General features: G+C 37.9%; 20 protein-coding genes. 12 read left to right on the forward strand and 8 right to left on the reverse strand.

Going from position 1 to position 20,658, the window contains the following annotated elements:
• Window positions 1-749 precede the first annotated feature (749 nt).
• The 3 genes from ACSAZL_RS08950 to ACSAZL_RS08960 form a co-directional block, all read right to left on the reverse strand.
• Window positions 750-2,027 (reverse strand): hypothetical protein, encoded by a 1,278-nt coding sequence (locus ACSAZL_RS08950; RefSeq protein WP_440948334.1) that lies wholly within the window; start codon window positions 2,025-2,027, stop codon window positions 750-752.
• Between the two features lie 844 nt (window positions 2,028-2,871).
• Complete coding sequence (cas1, locus tag ACSAZL_RS08955) at window positions 2,872-4,089, reverse strand: CRISPR-associated endonuclease Cas1 (protein WP_440948335.1); 1,218 nt, start codon at window positions 4,087-4,089, stop codon at window positions 2,872-2,874.
• Window positions 4,086-4,970: a hypothetical protein gene (locus ACSAZL_RS08960; RefSeq protein WP_440948336.1), complete on the reverse strand. Its 885-nt coding sequence runs from the start codon at window positions 4,968-4,970 to the stop codon at window positions 4,086-4,088. The genes cas1 and ACSAZL_RS08960 overlap by 4 nt, the downstream gene beginning before the upstream one ends.
• Window positions 4,971-5,073: 103 nt before the next feature.
• Between ACSAZL_RS08960 and ACSAZL_RS08965 the strand changes: the two genes are divergently transcribed.
• The 5 genes from ACSAZL_RS08965 to ACSAZL_RS08985 all read left to right on the forward strand — a co-directional run bounded on the left by ACSAZL_RS08965 (window position 5,074) and on the right by ACSAZL_RS08985 (window position 10,707).
• A complete protein-coding gene (locus tag ACSAZL_RS08965) occupies window positions 5,074-5,214 on the forward strand; it encodes a hypothetical protein (RefSeq protein WP_440948337.1) in 141 nt (46 codons plus the stop codon).
• Entirely contained in the window at window positions 5,211-5,849 is a 639-nt protein-coding gene (locus tag ACSAZL_RS08970) for a hypothetical protein (protein WP_440948338.1), read from the forward strand. Before ACSAZL_RS08965 ends, ACSAZL_RS08970 begins: the two co-directional genes overlap by 4 nt.
• 12 nt (window positions 5,850-5,861) lie before the next feature.
• Window positions 5,862-6,194: an HNH endonuclease signature motif containing protein gene (locus ACSAZL_RS08975; protein ID WP_440948339.1), complete on the forward strand. Its 333-nt coding sequence runs from the start codon at window positions 5,862-5,864 to the stop codon at window positions 6,192-6,194.
• Window positions 6,187-8,901 (forward strand): hypothetical protein, encoded by a 2,715-nt coding sequence (locus tag ACSAZL_RS08980; protein ID WP_440948340.1) that lies wholly within the window; start codon window positions 6,187-6,189, stop codon window positions 8,899-8,901. The genes ACSAZL_RS08975 and ACSAZL_RS08980 overlap by 8 nt, the downstream gene beginning before the upstream one ends.
• Before the next feature lie 207 nt (window positions 8,902-9,108).
• The gene (locus ACSAZL_RS08985; RefSeq protein WP_440948341.1) at window positions 9,109-10,707 is read left to right on the forward strand and encodes an RNA-directed DNA polymerase; all 1,599 of its coding nucleotides are present in this window, start codon (window positions 9,109-9,111) and stop codon (window positions 10,705-10,707) included.
• A gap of 351 nt (window positions 10,708-11,058) precedes the next feature.
• Here the strand turns inward: ACSAZL_RS08985 and ACSAZL_RS08990 are convergent, their stop codons facing one another.
• A complete protein-coding gene (locus ACSAZL_RS08990) occupies window positions 11,059-11,577 on the reverse strand; it encodes a DUF4386 domain-containing protein (RefSeq protein WP_440948342.1) in 519 nt (172 codons plus the stop codon).
• A 332-nt stretch (window positions 11,578-11,909) separates the two neighbouring features.
• On the opposite strand from ACSAZL_RS08990, the gene ACSAZL_RS08995 reads away from it, so the two are divergent.
• The 6 genes from ACSAZL_RS08995 (at window position 11,910) to ACSAZL_RS09020 (ending at window position 17,446) form a co-directional block, all read left to right on the forward strand.
• On the forward strand, window positions 11,910-12,971 hold the full coding sequence (locus ACSAZL_RS08995; RefSeq protein ID WP_440948343.1) for an AI-2E family transporter: 1,062 nt from the start codon (window positions 11,910-11,912) through the stop codon (window positions 12,969-12,971).
• Window positions 12,972-13,247: 276 nt separating this feature from the next.
• Window positions 13,248-14,012: an ABC transporter ATP-binding protein gene (locus tag ACSAZL_RS09000; RefSeq protein ID WP_440948344.1), complete on the forward strand. Its 765-nt coding sequence runs from the start codon at window positions 13,248-13,250 to the stop codon at window positions 14,010-14,012.
• Window positions 13,990-14,286 carry a hypothetical protein gene (locus ACSAZL_RS09005; RefSeq protein ID WP_440948345.1) on the forward strand — a complete coding sequence of 99 codons (297 nt, stop codon included), beginning with the start codon at window positions 13,990-13,992 and terminating at the stop codon, window positions 14,284-14,286. The genes ACSAZL_RS09000 and ACSAZL_RS09005 overlap by 23 nt, the downstream gene beginning before the upstream one ends.
• 67 nt (window positions 14,287-14,353) lie before the next feature.
• The gene (locus ACSAZL_RS09010) at window positions 14,354-15,769 is read left to right on the forward strand and encodes a hypothetical protein (protein WP_440948346.1); all 1,416 of its coding nucleotides are present in this window, start codon (window positions 14,354-14,356) and stop codon (window positions 15,767-15,769) included.
• 222 nt (window positions 15,770-15,991) lie between these two features.
• Window positions 15,992-16,429 (forward strand): potassium channel family protein, encoded by a 438-nt coding sequence (locus ACSAZL_RS09015; RefSeq protein WP_440948822.1) that lies wholly within the window; start codon window positions 15,992-15,994, stop codon window positions 16,427-16,429.
• Window positions 16,430-16,675: 246 nt separating this feature from the next.
• Window positions 16,676-17,446 carry a hypothetical protein gene (locus ACSAZL_RS09020; protein WP_440948347.1) on the forward strand — a complete coding sequence of 257 codons (771 nt, stop codon included), beginning with the start codon at window positions 16,676-16,678 and terminating at the stop codon, window positions 17,444-17,446.
• A gap of 464 nt (window positions 17,447-17,910) precedes the next feature.
• On the opposite strand, the gene ACSAZL_RS09025 is transcribed toward ACSAZL_RS09020, so the two are convergent.
• The 4 genes from ACSAZL_RS09025 to ACSAZL_RS09040 all read right to left on the reverse strand — a co-directional run bounded on the left by ACSAZL_RS09025 (window position 17,911) and on the right by ACSAZL_RS09040 (window position 20,425).
• Window positions 17,911-18,078 carry a hypothetical protein gene (locus tag ACSAZL_RS09025; RefSeq protein WP_440948348.1) on the reverse strand — a complete coding sequence of 56 codons (168 nt, stop codon included), beginning with the start codon at window positions 18,076-18,078 and terminating at the stop codon, window positions 17,911-17,913.
• 406 nt (window positions 18,079-18,484) lie between these two features.
• Window positions 18,485-19,336, reverse strand: coding sequence for a methanogenesis marker 8 protein (locus tag ACSAZL_RS09030; RefSeq protein WP_440948349.1), 852 nt, complete (start codon window positions 19,334-19,336; stop codon window positions 18,485-18,487).
• A 297-nt stretch (window positions 19,337-19,633) separates the two neighbouring features.
• Complete coding sequence (locus tag ACSAZL_RS09035; protein WP_011022202.1) at window positions 19,634-19,873, reverse strand: MTH865 family protein; 240 nt, start codon at window positions 19,871-19,873, stop codon at window positions 19,634-19,636.
• Between the two features lie 363 nt (window positions 19,874-20,236).
• A complete protein-coding gene (locus ACSAZL_RS09040) occupies window positions 20,237-20,425 on the reverse strand; it encodes a hypothetical protein (protein ID WP_440948350.1) in 189 nt (62 codons plus the stop codon).
• Window positions 20,426-20,514: 89 nt separating this feature from the next.
• On the opposite strand from ACSAZL_RS09040, the gene ACSAZL_RS09045 reads away from it, so the two are divergent.
• Window positions 20,515-20,637, forward strand: a complete 123-nt coding sequence (locus ACSAZL_RS09045) for a hypothetical protein (protein WP_440948351.1) — start codon at window positions 20,515-20,517, stop codon at window positions 20,635-20,637.
• Window positions 20,638-20,658 lie beyond the last annotated feature (21 nt).

A 20,658-nucleotide genomic window follows, 5' to 3' on the forward strand; every position in this document is an offset into this window, starting at 1 on the left:
CTCCGAAAAACTCTATGATAATTTATTTAAAGAAGTACAATTTCATATATATCAGGCTTTCATTAAGAATCATGGCAAGATTGCATTCTTATCTCACATCTCCGAACAACTTTGAAATAATTTGATTAAATGTACTGAATACACGAAAACTCACACCAAATATGTGGGTTACATTGGAGGCAAACCTATACTATAGGACGTCGTCTCAAGACCTATGGAAGACTGTACACACCTAATTCAGCATAACAGAGATACAATAAGTTGGGAGTGTCTATTGGAACTTTAAAAAATCACCTGAATGAAATAATTACTAAAGCGAATGCGGATTCTACAGCACCTTTATTGAGTAGAGTTCTTATTGATTATAATATGTTAGGAAATCCAATAAGCTGGCTTAATGAGAATTATAATGTTTGTTATGATAAGAAAGCCAACAAAATCTTTATTTGATTTTTAATTATACGTTTTAAGAACTGAGATAGTTGAAGACCCATCGGGATCTTCATATCTTTTTTTGAGTTGGTAGAATAATTTATAGCAGCGTACACTTTTTTTTGAGATCCCTATTACCCCATGATTAGTGCGGGGATATAGGTAACTCAAAAAAAGTGTACGCTACTGAAAAATCCCAACAGCACTGTATTTTTAGAAGTTGCCTTAGCTAAAAAAAGTTATATTTTTTGTGAAGTTCATCTAACTAGTATTAATTTGTATTTTATAACAAATAATTAAATAAATAAACTTGGGGTTTAAACACTTGTTTTTTCTTTTTTATAATTCTCATTAAAATCATAATCATACGCGTTAATTAAAAGCTCTTCAAGTTTTGATGAAATGCTTATTGACAGAAACCCTAATACAAAAACAGAGAAAAAAATAGACTGTATCGTCTGTATACTTTCAGGAGGGGCAATATTTCCATGATCCTTAGATAGTTGATAAACCCCTCTCATAAAAATGTCAATTAGACATGCATCTACGATTGAGTAATGAATTGATGAATACTTGACAAATGTATGCCAAACGTCTCTTTTTATAAAATAACTTAATGGATATTTATAATGTTTTTCAGCTTGTCCATGAATAGCTCCAAATACAGGCATAAAAAAGATATATGCTCCGAATACATACTGATATTTATTTACAGTAATACTAAATGCTCCAGTATTAAACCTTACATCATTTACTAATAAATACATTATAACCAATGAACAAAGAAAGGGAATACCAATGCAATAGATAAAGAAAAATAGGCTAAAGTATCTCACAAATATTTCGTTTTTGAATTGCTTCGAGAATCGTTTTTCGATCACATCTGATATTGGGTTTTTAGAACTAGCAGATTCATTATCGTAGTTAAGTACAATTTTCTTGATTCTTTCCAGAACCTCCAATATATGCTTTTTAGATGTTTGGACGAAAAACACAATATATGCTAGTACTGCAGAAATTATTGCAAAAATCAAGTAATCTATAAACGTACTTATAGCGATAAAAAATGGATCTTCAAGAGGGGGCTTTCCTGCTGGCGTTATCACATTTGATAAATACAACATAGTAACAGGGTCATTGCCTTCAATTGGATAATAAAACATAGCTATTGCTAAATACTTTGTAAAGTAAATCGCATTGATAAAAATGAAAAAACTCCATAATAATATGTAAATGTGGCTTTTAATATCAATATCATGTTCCCACTTAAAGTGTTTAAATACCATATTGTTTAAAGAAGTTATAAAATATGTGAAGAAAAGTAGAGTAATAACAAGGTTAAAAAAGAATATATCAAAATTAAAGGAAGCTGAATTCAAGAAATAATCGTCAATTTGATCAGATCCGAGCTTTGCAAAAAATATAGAAGCAATTAAAACTCCAATCAGTACTATTTTTGAGTTTGTAACCTGAAATGTTGCTGAATCGGCAGATACTAATTGATTATTACTCGATTCATCGAAGTCAGCGCTGTTAGTTTTTGAGACATTTTTAAAAAATCGAGAAATAAATTTTTCCCATAATAAAAACGCCATAAAAAAACCCTCAAATAGAAATAGAATACTCAATGCTGTGATTGTTATTGTGAAGTTCGCTATTAGAGGATTAGTCCAAAAATGAGGGCTATTAACAGCCATCTTAAAATTATTATATGTTAATATATAAATACCGATACTACTGTACAGAGTGAAATTTAGCAAAAAAGCTTTCTTTTTTAATAATATATACTTCCAAGATAAAGCATGTTGATACTTAAAAAGTAGTGTCTTCCAATTAGATCTTAGGGATATGATTTTTGCAGATAGTATTAAGTTTACAATAAATAAAAAAAATACGCTTATAATTTGTAGATAATTTATGTTTCCCTTTAACACTCTACCTACTATTAAAAAAGCGATAATTGAAAAGACCAAAATTAAACAAAAGTATAGGATACGATTTAGCACATTTTTAATAATTGAATTACAATAAATTGAAGAGAGTTTATTATGTCTAATAAGGTGTCCCTTTTTAGTATCACTTTTTTTTCTAATTTTATGTGTGCGTGAACTCATTTATTGTTGGAACTGTTAAGATAATATTAATTCTTTTCGAAATTAATTTGTTTGTTTTATTATTTAATCAGAAGCAAAATAGGACTCAAAATAAAATTGACACTTCTCACCAGAATATCCACTAGGTTTAGTCTCTACAACTTAGGGTAAAAGATAACTGAATTTTGCCATTAGATGTAAAATTAATTTGATTCAATCCTTTTATTCCCTCTACTTAAGCTGTTTTACTATTTTACTGTAAATTTACACTTCCTCATGATACCGTTTTACTATTTTACTGTAAATTTTACATTTTTACATTTTACATGTAAAAACATACATATTTTTACTTTTGACGTGAAACCAATGCTTCCCACTTATTTACTCTATCCAGAACATGAGAGTTAAGAGTAAACGGTTTATCTGACATAGCATTTTGCTTCATATAATGCAATGTGCCTTTAGAAAACCCTAACTTCTTCCAATCAACATAAGAAATATTAAGAATCTTTTGCCTTATGTCGTAAGAATCAATTCTCTCAATTTCATATTCAGGCTTAATAAAATCCAGTTTTTCCTTTTTACTTGTAAGGTAATGGGCTAATTCTCTTACTTTCAGAAAAATAACATAGCTCCATGTGCTTTCTTTTCCCTGGTAACTTACTTTTTTATTCAGCATAATGGAGAACTCATTAACAACCTTTCTGGCTCCTGTAGGCTTTAATCTCAGATTGTAGTTTTCTGTCCTGATAAAGTCTTTACTTTCCATAGCTCCACTTTCAACCAGGCTGATAATTGCCAGATCCACAAGGAACCTGAAAGGCTCCTGAAGGTCATAGGCTAAACTGTTTTTGCTTGGAGTCATTTCATGCAAAAACCCCACATGAGGATCTAGCCCCACAGTATTTATGGCTCTCAAACACTCAGCCTCAAGCAGAGAATAGCCATAGTTCAGCATGGTATTTACCATATCTCCTGAACCCATAGCTCTTCTGAACTGGTCTATCCTGTTACAGAAATCATACTCCTTTGGAACAGCCTTTGAAAACTCAATCCAGTATTTACCGGCTAAGGTTCCCTCTACTCCCAAAATTTCCCTGGTGCTCTTCACATCTTTTAGTTTTGTGAGTCCATCTAAAATATCAAAATTAATTTCAGGATACCTTTGGCTCAGGAAATCAAGAACAACCTTAGACTTATCAAATTTAGCTTCAATAAACTTCTTTGCGATCTCAAGCCTTTTTTCCTGATCCTCAAAAGCATGATACTGAGCAAATTTTGTTTTTACATTGGTACTTTCAGGAGGAAGCATAGTTGTTAGAAGCTTGCCATTCCAATCTAAGATAGAAACTTGGACATTGTGTTTAATGAGCCATCTAATAGCCTCTAAGGTGAAGTTCCCACTCTTGCCATATATGATAATGCCGTCAATATCAATCCTTTTCGGAGAAAATACATATTCTTGAGGCTCTTCAGTAGTTGAAAATCTTCCATCTTTAATTTGGAGCTTGGCTCCATCAACATGCATATTTATGCCGTGACCATTCAAAAGAAGAAGTTTCACCAAGAATCATCCTCCTTTTTAGTAAAAGGGTTTTTACGCAAGCCCAAGGAAATTAGAACATCACTTCTTATATTGGAAACAAACTGAGAAGCGTTCTCTTTTCCTTCTATTGCTAATTCTTCTTGCAGTTTGTAAAGTTCTTCTCTATTTTCTTCAATAAGATTAGCTGTGTATTCGGTGTTGTAAACGTTTTCTATGAGAGAAAAATCTTGTAGGGTTCTTGCATCTTTTATAAACCTTTCAATTACAGCCTTATGTCCATAATGCCCAAGAAGATAAATGATGTGTGTTCTAAGATTTACTTGCCTTGAAACAGGAGCCGGATACTTGTCTAGCAGTTTTACTAAAAGGTCGATTGTTTTTGTTTTATTCGTTGGTTCAATACCTTTTTTCAAAATATATGTGTTTAATAAAAGTAATAGCGTATTAGCAAGGTCATCATCTATAATTCCTTTATCAATACCCTTGTCAAATTGCTTTACCACTAAATCCAATTGTTCAGGAGTTAAAACATATACTTGCTCATAAAGGGCAATCTCTTTTAAAGCCATTTTTTGCTTCATTGGCTCTTCTGAAGCAAGCCTTTCTAAAATCTTATCCATATGATCCTTTATTTTGGATATATTTTTCAAGGTAAGGTAACTGGCTCTTTTATCAACATCTTCTATTCCTAATTTTCCAAAATCAGAGTGTTTAAGACTTATAATAATTCCTTGATTAATCAAATTGTCTAATTTACGGTTTATACTCTTGAGGCTATATCCTCTTTCATTTTTATGTGCTTTCATCAGGTCTTCTATGAGTTGCCGCCTTCTTGCATACCCTTTTTGGATAAGATAATTCTTTACTTCAGTGTCAAAATCATACTCTTTATTCTTCATATCAATCCCAAATATATACAAAATATACATCAAACTTATACTTAAAGTTATACTCAATTATGTTCATAAGTAAGAGCTCTACATGTTGTTTATTGTGAGCTACATGACCACAAAAGAAAAAGTTTTGATAACATTGTCTCCTTACCTCAAGGAGAAATTAGAACAGAAAGCAAAAGAATACGGATGCTCTCAGGCTGAAGTTATGAGAACAGCCTTTATCAGAATGATGGAGGCTGACAGATGAGCAGACCAAGGTTTTCCAAAGACCATAGGACTTATGGAGAATGGCTCAAGGCTCAGCCCAGGAATACAAAATATGCTAAGGAAATCATCAGGAAACACAAATTTTTCCCTGATAAAAGCCTCAGCCAGCTCAGAAATCTGAAGATAAGCGCTTTTGATCTAAGCCAGACAGCCTGGAAAACTCTTTCAGCCCAGGATAAGAGAGACAGAAATCTATCTCTCCAAATTTTAAGGGAAATGAGAAAAGGTGAAAATCTTTCTTCTGTACTTGAAAAGATAGGCAAAAGGACAGAATTTGCAGTCAAGCATCTTGGAAAGAACCTGTACAAGTCAGGAGGAACCTGGAAGGTTACAAAAGCCGATACTATCCAGGTTAATATGCTGATCTACTCCACAGAAGGGCAAAAAACGATTATTACAGCCAGTTCTAAGGACAGATCTTTGATTGGAGAATATTTCGCCAACGTTCAGAAGGCAATAACAAACAAAGATCCTTCAGTTCTTGCCAAGTTCAAAGATGTTCAAATAGTGGATGCTAAAGGCAAAGTCCACCACTTTGAAACCGACCTTAATAAGCTCTATGAAATCTTGGAAGCCCAGGAAGAGCCAGAGTTTTTGGAAATCTATCAGCACTGAGGAGTTGAAACTATGGACAAAGAAACCTATCAAAAAACTTTGAACAAACAGAAAAGAAAAGAAAAACCTTCTCTTTGCTGTGTTGCCTGTGGAGAAGATGACCCAGAAGTTATTGAAATGCATCATATCTTTGGTAGGAACAACTCAGACCAGGTTCAACCTCTCTGTAAAAACTGCCATTCCAAGATAACAAAGGAACAGAATAAATTAAGTCCAAAAGCCAGATCTGGAAATGCCTCTCCTGAACAAAAGAGAGCTTTTCAGTTAGTTTCTATGGGCGCTTGGCTAACGTTAGTAGGAACTCAGTTAATTGATGTTGGAAATGAGATGGTGCAAAATGTCTAAGGTTGCAGTCAGGGGATATACTCAAAGACTTGAGAAAAAAGGTGAGTATGGGAGCTTTAGACGTTATGATACTCCTCTTAGACATAACAGGGTACTGGTCTTTGATACTGAAACCACAATCGACCAGTATCAAAATTTTAAGATAGGATACTTCCAGATCTACCAGGACGGAGTTATTCAGCATGATGGTTTATTCTATGATCCATCTACCCTGAATGAAAGGGAAATCAAGACTCTGGAAGCTTATTCAAGAAAACATAACATAAACCTGTACCTCCTAGATGAGTTCATAGACAATGTGTTTTATCCTGAAGTCTTTGAGCTTAAAACCCTCTGCAATGGGTATAACCTGGCTTTTGATATAAGCAGGATATCAAAAAGATCAGGAGATTCAAGGGGAAGGAACAGAGGAGGCTTTACCCTTACCCTCTCAGATGATCCTTTCAACCCTCCTATAATCATCAGAAAACTTGGATACTCTAACAGCTTTAAGTTTACCACTACCAAGCAAAACAAAGGAGAGAGCTACTTCTCAGGCTATTTCCTGGATACTCAAAGATTAGCTGAAGTTCTCCTTCAGTCAAACCATATTTCCCTTGAGAAAGCCGGAGAGAAGCTTAACACGCCTGTTCAGAAGATGAAAGGGATTGAGCATGGCAAGGTTACTGAAAAGTATATTGAGTATCTGGTAAAGGACGTTGAAACTACCCAGGCTGTTTACGAAAAGCTTGTTAAGGAGCTTGACGTTTATCAGATTCACATACCTATAACAAAGATTTTTAGCTCAGCTTCCATTGGGAAACATGCTCTTGAGCAAATAGGGGTTAAACCGTTCCTGGAAATGAACCCAGAGTTCCCAGATTCAATTATTGGAAACATGATGACTTCTTATTTTGGGGGAAGAACAGAGTGCAAAATCAGGAAAACGCCAACAAAGGTTACAGTTCTTGACTTTACAAGCATGTACCCTACAGTTACAATGTTAATGAACCTCTGGAAATACATCATAGCCGAAAGCTTGGAAATTCAGGACATTACAGAGGAAGTCAAGAGGTTTATTTCAAATCTGAAACTTTCAGACATTCAGAAACAGGAGACATGGAAAAAGCTTGTAGTTATGGTCAAGATTCAGCCTGATAATGATATTTTTCCTGTAAGGATGGATTATAAGGGGAATAATACAGGGTTTAACGTAGGAATCAATTATCTGAGTTCTGGTTCTGAGATGTGGTATTCTTTACCGGATGTTATAGGCTCATATCTCCTTACTGGCAAGGCTCCAAAGATCAAAGAGGCTGTAAAATTTGTTCCTGAAGGAGTACAGAAGGGCTTAAGGAAATCCAGGGTTCTTGGAATTGATATTAATCCGTCAAAGGATAACATTGTTCAGGTTCTTGTAGAAGAGAGGCAGAAGATTAAGCAAAAACTGAAGGAGACAAATAAGAATGATCCTGAACATCAGCATCTATCAAGCAGAGCCCAGGCTATCAAGATCCTTGTAAATGCTCTCAGTTATGGGATCTTCATCGAACTTAACCCAGAAGATAAGAAAAGTGAGTTTCAGGTCTATGGGCTTGAGAAATTCGTTACAAAGGAAAACAGGTTTGAGAAGTCAGGTAAGTATTTTCACCCTCTCCTGGCTGTTATGATTACTTCAGGAGCCAGACTTTTCTTAACAATGGCTGAAGCCAGGTTAAAAGAGCTTGGTGCAATTCACGCTTACATGGATACTGATTCAGTGTTTGTGCCACCTGAAAAGGCTAAGGAGCTTGCAGAATTCTTTCAGCCCCTTAACCCCTATAATATGGATATTCCATTGCTCAAACCTGAGAAAAAGGATCTCTGGTTTTATGGAATCGCTTCTAAAAGGTATGCCCTGTACTATTATGAGAATGGAAAAATCAGATTCATGGAAGATGAAAGGTCTTATAAGCTTCATGGACTTGGGCATTTAACAAACCCCTTCCCTAACTCGGTTGAAGATTGGCAGGCTGAAATATGGCAAGATATTCTTAAACTTCATTATGAGCAGATTACTGAAAGGGATATTGAAGAGAAGTATTCTAACCTTTATTCAATTTCTCAGCTTACTGTTAGCACTTCCAATGTATTGAACAGATTTAAAAAATTGAATGAGGGGAAACCCTGGAAAGAGCAGATTAAACCTTTTAACTTCTTTCTTGTAGGATTCCAAGTAATTGAAGAAAATGATAAGGCTGTTAAGCCTCTGGCTCCATTTACTAAGGATTATCAGAAGATAGTCTATGAACCGTTTATTGATTATGAATCAGGAGAAGTTAAAGAAGGATCTCAATATTTTAAACCATTAAGCAGGACAATTTTACAGTATGTTGAACATCTTGAAAACAAGTTTGATGGAGATATAGGGGTTTTAGAGAGAAAACATATTCAGGCTGATGGGTTGGTTTACATTGGGAAAGAAGCCAACAACATTGAGGATCAGCCTTTAGATATTACTAGTGCTCAGGCTTTCATTAATGAGGGAGAGATTAAACAGAAAATTTTAAACATAAGTCCAAAAGAAGCTAAGGAACTTGGAATAAAGTACAGGAGTACTTTAAAAAAGATGAAGGATAGAGTCTTAAAAGATGGTGATTTTAATATGAATACGAAAGTTATGAGGATGATAATTGATTACTACTATATGAATAAAGCAAGACCATCACTAGAAACTAATTTAATATGATGGTAATTAAGAACAAAGAAGGACACTAAATAAATATTGAAGGTAAATAATCAAAGATCGAAGATATTTAGGAAGATTTTCTATAAGTATTAGCATATTTGTTGTAATAATAAGTAAAAAACTCCAACATTAAAATTGGGTTTTTTCAGAATGTTTATTTATGGTAAGCAATATTTAGGATGTATATTTTTTAGAGGTAGTTAAATAATGGTTCAACTAAATGCATCCTCTCTCCTTTGGGCAAAGAATTCACTAATAAAACAAGGAGATTCTGATCTTTTTCCTAGACCTTTTGAAATTGAAGCGATAAACAATAAATGGAATTTAGTCAGAGAAGAATTGTTAAATAAGGATATGATTCTAAAAGGACATCTACTTGATAAAGAAAAGAAATATGAATGGGTAGGTGGTAGACGTGCAATCATTCCAAAAGGGAGACTCTCTTTTAGAGTCGCTACGCAATTGGATCCAATTGACAGTTTAGTATTAACATCTCTAATTCATCAATACGGTCAAAGAATAGAAAACAGAAGAATACCAACCTCTAAAAACAGAGTGTTTAGTTATCGTTTTAAACCTGATAGCGATGGTCATCTTTACGATGAGAACATAAATTGGATTAATTTTTGGGAGAAGTCATTAGAATATGCACAACAAATACCAGAAGGATATGTCCTAATCAGTGATATATCTGATTTTTACAATCAAGTATATCACCATACAGTTGAACAGGAATTAGACTTAGCCAATGTTGACACTGAAATAAGAGTTTTCATAGTTGATTTACTCAAAAAGTTAACAGATAAAGTATCGAGGGGCGTACCTGTAGGACCACATGCCTCACATCTCATCGCAGAAATTTCATTGAATTCAATTGATCATTTGCTTGAAGATTCATATCATTTTTGTCGATATGCAGATGATATGCATATTTTTTGTGAAACTGAACAAGATGCCCAAATTGCATTGTTTGATTTAGTTTATTATTTGGATCAGAATGGTAGATTGGTTTTGCAGAAAAACAAAACTAAAATCATGCCCTCAAATGAATTTTGTGAGCTTGCAAGGCAAAAGATAGAAGATGTGATAAAAGGCGAATTAGAAAGAAAAATATTAGATGTAATTAAAAGAAATTCTTCTGGAAATCCTTACGTTAAAATTGGATATAATTCACTTACACCTGCAGAAAAAGAATTATTTACATTAGAGAAAATGCAAGTGTTACTGTCCAACTATATCGATGAAGAAGAGCCTGATTATATACGCTTTAGATGGCTGTTAAGAAGATTAGCACAGGTAGGTACTCCAAATGCTACTCCATTTTTGATGTCAAATCTTGAAAATTTAATGCCCGCTATAGAAGACATATGCACCTATTTAATATCAACAGAAAATACATACACAGGTCAGTGGATACATTTAGGTGATGATCTAATTAAATCTCTGGACTTACCAATTGTTAATCATTGTGAATACTTACAAATGACTATACTACATTTATTTAGCAAAATTAGAGATTTAAATCATATCGATAAATTAAAGAATATTTATGGTTCAACTCCTTCTCCAATGGTAAAAAGAAAAATATTAAATGCAGCCACTCAAGCTGGGGATAATTACTGGTTATATACAAATAAAACTGATCTAGATAGTTCCGAACCTTGGGTAAAGAGAGCAATTATCTTAGGAGCTTCAACATATACAGCTGAGCAAAAAAAATTTTGGTTGCGTACAATCATTCATGATTCAAATTCTACATTTTTAGAGAAAATTATTGCAGAATGGGTTTTAAGTGGTTGTAATTAATCTTCCATCCACTTTTTTATATAATTAATACTAAATATTTTAAAAATCAAGCGTACACTGTTTTGTCATTTATTCAGAATAAACTGTAATTTAATGAATATTTTTTAGATAAGGCAATTTTAGAGAAAACATAGTGCTGCAAGTATTTCTCAGTAGCGTACACTTTTTTTGAGTTACCTATATCCCCCATGATTAGTGCGAGGGGTTGAATTCGAACCCGTAGAATCTACTGAGCAAGGACAACAAGTAAACCAACGAAATTAAAGATACGTTTGCAAGTTTAAGCCAGGCTTGTAGAATTGGGCAATGTCTTTATGTTGGCATCTCCGAAAGTCCAAGCCCTATTCACAATCACTTCTGAATTTCTTTAGCACCTATGATGGTTATCCATAGCACCCAAATAAGCTCACCTATTGTGAAGGCTTCAACGTAGGCTGGCACAAATCCTATAAGGAAAAATGAGATTGTTCCTCCTAAGTATCCTAAAGATCCCAGATATAAAAAATATCCCACCCATTTTGGGAACATTCCTGATCTGATAACTAGCGTACCAATGGGTATAAGCCACAGTCCCCAGAACACCTCTGCTAAGTGTGATGCTTCAGGAATGAGTATTCCCATCAATGCAAGAGGTACTCCTAAGAGACCGAATATAACAATCATCGATGCCTGTACCTTATCAGTCTTCTCGAAAAATTCATACAGCAATAATGCAACCGCTATCTGGAACAGTTGTACAATTATCTGACCTAATTGACCAAGTTTGAAAAACATAGATTCGCTAGTGAGTGTAGGTGCGTATAGCAATGAGAATATGCTTATAACAGTCCACAGTGGATAAAGAATCCTAAGCTTGGTTATGGTCTTCATAATAATATTTCCGCTGATTGAATATATCTGACTTTCCGCAGAAACTCCGCAAATTAAACCACAGCTTCAAAGCTTCAGCAGGAAAATCGACAAACTAAATTTATTCAACAACTTCTAATGTTATAATTTTATAGGAACCTTTAAATATCACTTATCACCACTTTTTAAAAATCCTCTTTTATGTGGTGTATTATGGAAAATATATCAATGAATAACTACTATAATATCGACAAACTAAATTTATTCAACAACTTCTCATGTTATAATTTTATAGGAACCTTTAAATATCACTTATCACCACTTTTTAAAAATCCTCTTTTATGTGGTGTATTATGGAAAATATATCAATGAATAACTACTATAATATTATGAAGTTTCTGGCATTAACAACCGTACTTTTCGTATTGTTTTTTGCTATACTCTTCTATTTTGAGGACATTTTCATAGTCCTTATTGTGGGTGCAATCCTGATTTTGATTGCGGAAAAAACGATACAGTTATTCAACAGGTGCATGGACAGGTTTCCGAACTGCAATCGAAAAGCGGTGGGTTTGGTGCTTCTCACATTTGCAGGGCTTGTTTTTCTGCTTTTTGTGAGCAGTAGGGTACAGGCCCTTGGGGTTCTTATAGGAGATTTCAGTAACATCCAGCAGGACTACGCAAGCGGAGCTTCCGCCCTCTTTTCCGAACACGAGTCCGAGCTCTCAAAGCTTGCGGATTCCGGCCTCATTAAGCCCCAGGACCTGCAAAAAATAGGAAACACCATCTTTTCCGGGATTACCGATCTGGTTTCGAAGGTCTCTTATTATCTTTTTACCGGTATACTGGTAATTCCTCTCATGTTTGGCGTGTACTTCAAACACCATAATAAAATAGGTAACTACATACAGGCTTACGCTCCGCCCGAACATGCAGAAGGGATCGTCAGGGCTTTAAAGAGTATAGGCCGCGAGCTTGAGGATTTCTTCAGTGCCAAAATGCTTGAGTCGGTTATTGTCGGTTTGATTTGCTGTATAGGATTTTATCTGGGAGGTCTTGAAGGGTGGCTTTTCCTCGGAATTCTGGCAGGTTTTTTAAATATTATTCCCTATCTCGGGCCTCTTCTGGGGGCAATTCCTCCGGTTATTGTGGGATACATCGATAGTCCCATGACAGCTCTCTTTGCAGTGATGACGGTCATAGTTGCTCAGCTTATTGACAACCTTTACCTCATTCCGTTCATGATCTCGGAAAAAGTGGATATTAACCCGCTCTTGAGTGTGGTCCTAACTCTTGCCGCTTCCAAGCTACTGGGCCCTCTCGGGATGGTACTTGCAATCCCTATCTACATCATCTACAAAATAATTATTAAAGAGTCGTATCGGGAACTGATTAATATATATAATGAAGATTGATGCCCTTTTGTGCCTCTGGAGTCCAGCCGTCCTCATAAAAAACGTCCTCATAAAGCAAGATTTTTGGTGCGAGAAGAAACTCCAGAAGTCCTTTTTTCCAGCAATTTTGAGACCTTTCTACACCTTTTTCTCAAAAACTCCGGGATCCTTCTTCTTAGCAATTTCGGAATACTTCTCATTTTCTCTGTAAAATAGAAAGGTTTAAAAATATATTAAGAGTATTTAAGAAGAGTTATTTGACTGTTAGAGCGATACTGCTCTGAAGGAGCCTGAAATATGATTGAGGTAAAGGGTCTTTCCAAATCTTACGGACAAACAAAAGCAGTAGACTGCGTGGACCTTTCTATAGGGAAAGGAGAACTTTTCGGCCTCCTGGGCCCCAACGGCTCCGGAAAAACAACTATGATCAAAATGCTTACCGGCCAGATAAAGCCAGACTCCGGCACCCTTAAGGTACACGGGATAAATGTGCTGGAAGATCCCCTTAGGGTCAGGGAACTCGTAGGCATAATTCCGGAACAGGAGACTCCCCCGAGTTTCCTGACTGCGGAAGAGTACCTGCACTTCGTTGCAAAAGTGCGAAAAATGGAACACTATGAAGAAGTCTGTGAGAAATGGTTTGAGTTCTTTGATTTTGGGGACCAGAGAAACTCCCTCTGCAAAGACCTCTCAAGAGGCACAAGGCAGAAACTGATGTTTGCCCAGGCTTTTCTGCATGAGCCGGAACTTGCCATTATCGATGAGCCGCTCATCAATCTTGATCCCGTGATGCAGAAGAAAGTCAAGGATTTCTTGCGGGGGTACGTAAAGAGTGGGAGAACCATTTTCATTTCCACGCACATCCTGGAAATCGCAAAAGAAATCTGCACAAGTATCGGAATTATTTACAGAGGAAAACTGATTCACACCGGTCGCTTTGACGACCATGTTCTTCAGGGAAGAAACTTTGAAGAATTTTTCCTGGAACTTGTTGGCAGGTGGAAAGGATTTCCAGAGGATATTTTGGGAGAACCTTCAAATGGGGTTTCTGCGCTGGTGTGAGGGTGCTCTGCAAATTACTGTGAAGGTCTTCTTCCCTAGCCTCTTCACACCATTAAGCCCTTCACGTGCCGTATTGGAGTCTTTCCGGACCTGTGGGGGCGGAACATGGGAGAGTACCGTTCTTTCGCATATGATAAGCAGCACGAGAGATAGCAAGCACAGGGAAGGGCAGCACATGTTAGAGGACAGCCTCATGTGCATAGAGGACGCTCCTTCCGTACATGGATTTCAGTTTCTCCTGTGCACAAAAACAGGTGCGAGAAAGCAAGCATAAAAATACGTGTGAAAAATAGCAAGTACGATGAATGTAAGTACCAAAAACAAAAAGCTGCAGGGATTATATGTTTGACATTTTTAAAAACATGATTAAAGAAGAGTGGAGGATGCACTCAAGTCTTTTCGGGCACAGCGGTTTTACCCTCTTTCCGGTCTTTATTTTTTTGTTTACATTTTTTGTAAGTCTGGTTCTGCCCGTGTTCAGAGAGATCGTTACCGATGCTCAGATAGCTCTCGGGATGCATTATCTTTTCTTGCTCGTAGGGGGGATGGTGGGGGCATTCGGGCTTATGGGCCGCGAATTTATGAATCGCCGCTTCGGGCAGGCAAGCCTGATTGCATATTCTTCGAGAGTGCTTCCTGTTTCCGAAAGGTTTATCTTTGCCAACTTCCTGGGAAAAGATGTCGTATACTATTTTATCCTCTACATCCTGCCCTTCGTTGCAGGCTTTGCTCTGGCTGTAAAATTTGTTCCGGCGGGCAATTTCGGTGCTCTTTCAACCCTTCTGACTCTCCTCCTGACCCTTTCCCTTTCCTTTATGATCGGGATTTCTGCAATATTCTTCCTGTCGACCGTTTATGCCCACTCAGGAAAGATCTCGCTTTTCTACCTGTTCGCTGCCTCCCTTTTTCTGCTTCATATCTCAGGAAACCTTAACCCGGAGGCACTTTACAGCCTGCCAAGCCTTTCCTTTTTCCTTGGTCCGTCCGATAACCAGCTCCTGCTTTCCGGGGTTCTGATCCTTCTCCCTTCCGCGCTCTCGCTTATTTTCCTGAAAATTGAATTCCCACAGGCGAAGAAGAGTTTTCCCAACTCCTTTTCAAAGCTCTGCGGGTATCTGGGTTCGTACAGGTATGCAGCCTTTATTGCAAAAGATTCCCTTGACCTTAAAAGGAGTGAAGGAGGGCTTGGGAAAGTCATCTTCTCTTTCATGCTGCCGCTTTTGCTTGTCTGGACCCTGCTTTCCGCGCTCGGGAAGGTCATGCCGGCTTTGAGCACACTTACACTTTTTGCCCTGGTGCTCGGCGTGCTTTCGTCTTCGATGTATAACTGGCTTACCGAGTACGATATTTTTTCTTCCTATTCTTTTCTCCCCCTGAGGGTCTCGGACATGATAAAGAGCAAGCTGAACAGCTATCTTCTCCTTAACCTGATCCCCCTTGTAATTCTGATAACGCTTGCCCTTAAAAATGATCCCTCATCTCTGCTCCCCTCCCTCCTGCTCTTCCTGACGATCTCCCTGTACATGGTTTCGGTACTTGTTTACCTGACCGGGCTTTCCCCTTCCATTAACCTCTACAACGGAAAGACCTTTGCCCTTTATACGTTTTCAGTAATGCCTCTCTTGCTGCTTAACATAATCCTGTCCATGTTCGGGCCGTACTATGCACTTGTGGACCTCCTGCTTGTGCCTGTTGCCCTGTACCTCCTTCAGAAAGGTTTCAGAAAATGGGATGGCAATGAGTGCCGGTGTTTTTGAAAGCAAGCAGTTTCGGTATCGGGATTTGACCGGTAGTTTCGAATATTGAGATTAATCGATTAAAAAAATCTAAAATCAGGAATTTAGCCGGATAGATGTCTTTTTAACCCTTGATTGGAAATATATAATTGGGGAGAGGTTACAAGCCAATTTTTTGCCAACTGAGTTAATTCTGAAGAGTTCAGGGTTTTACTCACTCAGGTGAATCTGAAATTGGATAAAGTGATTTTTCAGGGGGAAAAGACTACGATTCCATTTCTCATAACCTTACTGGCATTTTTGAGAGTGCTCAGAAGAATGCTCAAAGACGAGAAGTTCCGATCCCTCCTGTATATTGCGGCGCTGACGCTTGCTATAGGTACTTTTTTCTATCATTCTGTTGAAGGCTGGGGCTGGCTTGATTCTCTCTATTTCTCGGTTATCACCCTAACAACTGTGGGGTATGGGGATTTTACCCCCAAAACAAACATCGGAAAATTTTTTACAATAATTTATATCTTTGTAGGGCTGGGTATCCTGGTCGGTTTTGTCACTCCTATCGGCGAATACATAGTGGATAGAAGACTGGAAAAAGTACGGCAGAAAGAGCAGGAAAAAGAAACATCTGAAAACGAGTTTGATTTTTCCGGTGTGGTTGGAAAGTTGAGGGGAAAGAAATGAGGTTCGCTTTTCTCCAAACTTCTTACATCAGATTAATAAAATATGTCATTAATAATATGTACTGTTGCACCATTTGATGAGTGCGTCATTGCATAGCTGGTTATCGGGCATATGTACGACAGTTTTTAAAAGTAAGCAATTGGGGTGAGGAGCATTAAGAGATTCGTTTTCTTTGTAACGGTAGTGCTTATTGCGGCAATGTTATTTGCTTCCGGTTGTTCTCAAAACACACCTGAAGAAGGTACAATGGAAGAAACAGAAGGTGGAGTAACCGAAGAAACAACTGAAGGAGCAACTGAAGGAGCAACAGAAGAACCAACGGAAGGAGTGACTGAAGGAGCAACGGAAAAAATAACCGAAGGGGTAATGGAAACAGAAGGGGAAGATGGATACAGCCCTGTCATAAATCCTGATGATTTTGTTGAGGTTATAGACAATCCTTATTTCCCCCTGACTCCAGGCACAACTTTTGTCTATGAAGGGGAGTCTGAAGGCGAACCGATAAGAGATGAGGTTTATGTAACCAATGAAACAAGGATGGTAATGGGAGTGACGACAATTGTTGTCCGGGACCGGGAATTTGAAGACGGGGAGCTGGCTGAAGAGACTTTTGACTGGTATGCTCAGGACAAAGACGGCAATGTCTGGTACTTCGGGGAAGATTCCAGAGAATATGATGAGGGTGAGGTTGTAAGTACGGAAGGCTCCTGGGAAGCCGGGGTTAACGGAGCTCAACCCGGAATCATAATGAAAGGCAATCCTCAGGTCGGCGATACCTATCGGCAGGAGTACCTGGTCGGCGAAGCGGAAGATATGGCTGAGGTCATCTCTCTGAATGAATCGGTTTCCGTTCTCTACGGTTCTTTTGAGGACTGCCTGAAAACAAAAGAATGGACCCCGCTTGAACCCGGCATCGAGGAAAACAAATATTATGCTCATGGGACCGGGCTGCTTCTGGAGATGACGGTGAAAGGCGAAGCAGAGAAATTGGAACTTGTAGACATCATCACTGAATGAACAGGATAACGGGAGTTCTGGACGATTGTAAGCTTAGGACGAGTAAGCTCAGGACGATTTTATAGTCTCAGCGTGAATATTTGATCCGGCTCAGTCGAGCCTTTATGCCTACCAGCATTATTTCCACCGACTTTACGGAATTAAGGATTGATGCAGCTAAACTACAAATGCAGTTAAGCTACAGATGCAGTTAAGCTACAAATGCAGCTAAACTACAGGTGCATTTTTTCTTATTTTTCGTAGTCCGGTATTTCATCTTTTTTCCGGTGTTTCTTTTTAACAGCATGTTTTTTTGGATTAAGGAATCAGAGGGTATGTTCTCTCTTAATATACTGATTCTGGATTGGTGAGTTCAATTATAGTTTGGTAATTCAATTCTATAATAATTTCTTGAATAAGTTAACATTTTCGCTGAAAACTAATATATATATTTAAAAGAGTATAATTCTTACTTGTATAATAAATTAAACGTGAGGTGTTTTCATAGCAAAAAATGCTGCAACTGAAAAAGCTCCAAAGGCAGGAGCTGCATGTGGTAAAACAAAAGCTCCAGCACCGGAAAAGGCCGCAAAAAAGGACGCAAAAGCTGACAGCAAACCGTCCAAGGGCGCAAAGAAGTAATAATCAACCAATCTCTACCTGAAACCAACCCTCCAAGCAGCAGTTTATCTATAACAGGATTTCCTACGACTGAAAATACAGTAAAATTAGTAACGTTGAGAGCTCTAGACTAAAAAACAGATTAAGAATTAAAAAACAGATTAAGAATTAAAAAACAGATTAAGAATTAAAAAACGGATTAAGATTTAAAAAACGGATTAAGATTTAAAAAACGGATTAGGAATTAAAAAACGGATTAGGAATTAAAATTGATAGGCTGCTGCTTTTCAATCAAATCTCCGGGATCCGGGCTGCAAGAGTAAGCAGTCCGGACAACCCGATAACTTAAGCTATAAATGGATTTTTTCGGTTTTGCACTTTCAATAGATTCTTTTACTTACTCTGCAAGTGGGGCGAGATTTTAGACCGTTACCGCTCTTAAATCAATTCCTTTGGTTGCTTATGCTCTGGCAAAACCGGCAGAGGCATGGTATTTATCAAAATCGGGCTCTCAATGTCCTTTGCCCTTTCAATCACCAGCTCTTTCCCTTTCTGCGTTAGGGCAAAAAGAGGGATTGCAGCTGCCACCTGCACAAGGGGCTTTGCAAGCTTCCTTATATGTTTGGAAGCACAGCTGATTACAATATCCGAGTTATCCAGCAGCCCCTGAGCTTCTTCCCGGCTGACGCCTGTTACGTGTACTGCAATAACCAGCAGTTCAAGCTTCAGTTCTTTTTCAATTTCCCTTACTTTTCTGGCGGTTTCTGCGTCCGCAACCGTAACGGCAATCTTTTTGTGCCCAAGCTCGGCAGCTTTTCTTACCCCGCCTGCCGGGTCGATGGCTGCGGTTGAGGGGGAAAGTACGGTTCCGCCTCGTTCTTCTATCCCTTTGATAACCGCATTGATAGGCTCGGTTTCTACCAGGCCGGACATCCTTCCTCCGATTCCCTGAACCAGTGCCGGATTGCTGGATATCACGGTTCCTGCGCCGTCACAGGCGGTTACGGTCGTGTCAAGGAAGCTGTTTTTAAGGCCGCTCATCATGACTTCGGAGGCTCCAAAGGCAACAACGGTAGACTCAAATTCGAGTTTGCGGCTTTCCGTAAACATTCCCAACTCGCTTATGCGGGCCTCCATGTTTTTTCGGATTTCTTCCGGAGTCATCTTCTGGACTCCCCGCAGCTTGACAAAGAGAGGACACCATTCCACTTCAGGAGTCCCTACTTCCACGACCTTCCCGTCTTTTACGACTACTCTGGCTTTCCCCATCATTTCCATTATATGAGGCATATAGACACACCCTCTAAATGCTGGATAAAGTTATTAAATCCGTTCAAAATAAGTTTTTCTTAACTTAATGCTCCTCAACTTAATGATTCTTTTTCTGGCTATTCTTGCCTTAATAAGCAATATTTGGAAAAAAGCGTCAATTGTGCAGGTAAGGGATTTTAGTTAAAATTAAGAGTTGGCAGCGAACACATGAAAGAACAATAAGCAGCTGTGATTGAACAATAAGCAACTATGATTGAACAATAAGCTACTATGAGCGAATAATGAGTAACGATGAATAAAGAAGGAGGGCAGGACTTAAAGCCCTGCTCTGTCAACGATTGTGTCTGCCACCTGTTTTGCATCTTTAAACGGAAAATCGGCTGCTGTTAGCAATTTGCCAGCTTCCCCTGCAGTAACTGCAAGGTCGCCTGATCTGCATGTGGTGTCTGCGCCGGCAGGGAATGCAGCGAGTAATTCTTCGGGTGTGTTTATGGGAAACTTTGCGCCCTTAAGGCCTGCAACAATCTGTCCGTGAATATCATCTCTTACAGTCATTTCTTATCCCTCTGATCTGGTATTTTTTCCTAAAATATTTCTTCTTCCCGGGTTTCAGGTTTTTCTTCATCTGGACTTTTTACTTCTTTGCAGTTTGATTTCCTCCGGAGAATTCTTCCTGCAATAATCTATTAGCAGGTTATTGATATATACTTAATCGGCATTGGAATGTAGTTGAGGCATTTCAGTATACTACAACAACTATTAAGTTTATCATGATGACTCTATGTATTGTTGAATTAGCCTCTTGATAACGAAAATTTTTCATTGCTGAAAAAAGGAAGTGAAAATAAAAAGAACGGATAAAAAGCTGGTTAAAGAAAAAAACGTGTTGAAGAAGGTTTTTTCCGGAAGATTAGGAATTCAGATTGCGACGTCTGTAAAGACGGGGAGGCCGTCCTGAGAAATGTTGAGAGTAATAGAAGGATAAGAGGCAAGTTTCCGGTTTGACCAGATCTTTGATGCGGTGACTGTCGTTTCTCCGATAATCACCTGTGAAGGAATAGCTTTGAAAACTTCTCTTTTCTGTAGATCGCTAATGAATCGAGACAAACGTGAGGGTCTTCCTCTGGTGTCTGAGAATGTGGGTGCTCCACGGAGGAGGGTTTTGAAGTCGAGTATTTAAAGGAAAGTAGACTTTTATGAGGAATGCCTATGCAAAGGCGACTATTGATGGAAAAATAACATATGTGAAGATCGTATTGATTTGTAAATGTGGGAAGTTCATTCCGGATGAAGAAGGACTCACAAAACTACCGGACTGATATAGACATATATGAGAAGGA

Origin of the sequence: Methanosarcina mangrovi (assembly GCF_052057765.1) — an archaeon.
Taxonomy (GTDB): Archaea; Halobacteriota; Methanosarcinia; order Methanosarcinales; family Methanosarcinaceae; genus Methanosarcina.

Coding starts and splice junctions, on each gene's coding strand:
- ACSAZL_RS08950 (WP_440948334.1), bottom strand. CDS start 2,027: ATGGCGTTTTTATTATGGGAAAAATTTATTTCTCGATTTTTTAAAAAT.
- ACSAZL_RS08960 (WP_440948336.1), bottom strand. CDS start 4,970: ATGAAGAATAAAGAGTATGATTTTGACACTGAAGTAAAGAATTATCTT.
- ACSAZL_RS08965 (WP_440948337.1), top strand. CDS start 5,074: ATGACCACAAAAGAAAAAGTTTTGATAACATTGTCTCCTTACCTCAAG.
- ACSAZL_RS08970 (WP_440948338.1), top strand. CDS start 5,211: ATGAGCAGACCAAGGTTTTCCAAAGACCATAGGACTTATGGAGAATGG.
- ACSAZL_RS08975 (WP_440948339.1), top strand. CDS start 5,862: ATGGACAAAGAAACCTATCAAAAAACTTTGAACAAACAGAAAAGAAAA.
- ACSAZL_RS08980 (WP_440948340.1), top strand. CDS start 6,187: ATGTCTAAGGTTGCAGTCAGGGGATATACTCAAAGACTTGAGAAAAAA.
- ACSAZL_RS08985 (WP_440948341.1), top strand. CDS start 9,109: ATGGTTCAACTAAATGCATCCTCTCTCCTTTGGGCAAAGAATTCACTA.
- ACSAZL_RS08990 (WP_440948342.1), bottom strand. CDS start 11,577: ATGAAGACCATAACCAAGCTTAGGATTCTTTATCCACTGTGGACTGTT.
- ACSAZL_RS08995 (WP_440948343.1), top strand. CDS start 11,910: ATGGAAAATATATCAATGAATAACTACTATAATATTATGAAGTTTCTG.
- ACSAZL_RS09000 (WP_440948344.1), top strand. CDS start 13,248: ATGATTGAGGTAAAGGGTCTTTCCAAATCTTACGGACAAACAAAAGCA.
- ACSAZL_RS09005 (WP_440948345.1), top strand. CDS start 13,990: ATGGGGTTTCTGCGCTGGTGTGAGGGTGCTCTGCAAATTACTGTGAAG.
- ACSAZL_RS09010 (WP_440948346.1), top strand. CDS start 14,354: ATGTTTGACATTTTTAAAAACATGATTAAAGAAGAGTGGAGGATGCAC.
- ACSAZL_RS09020 (WP_440948347.1), top strand. CDS start 16,676: ATGGAAGAAACAGAAGGTGGAGTAACCGAAGAAACAACTGAAGGAGCA.
- ACSAZL_RS09030 (WP_440948349.1), bottom strand. CDS start 19,336: ATGCCTCATATAATGGAAATGATGGGGAAAGCCAGAGTAGTCGTAAAA.
- ACSAZL_RS09035 (WP_011022202.1), bottom strand. CDS start 19,873: ATGACTGTAAGAGATGATATTCACGGACAGATTGTTGCAGGCCTTAAG.
- ACSAZL_RS09045 (WP_440948351.1), top strand. CDS start 20,515: ATGAGGAATGCCTATGCAAAGGCGACTATTGATGGAAAAATAACATAT.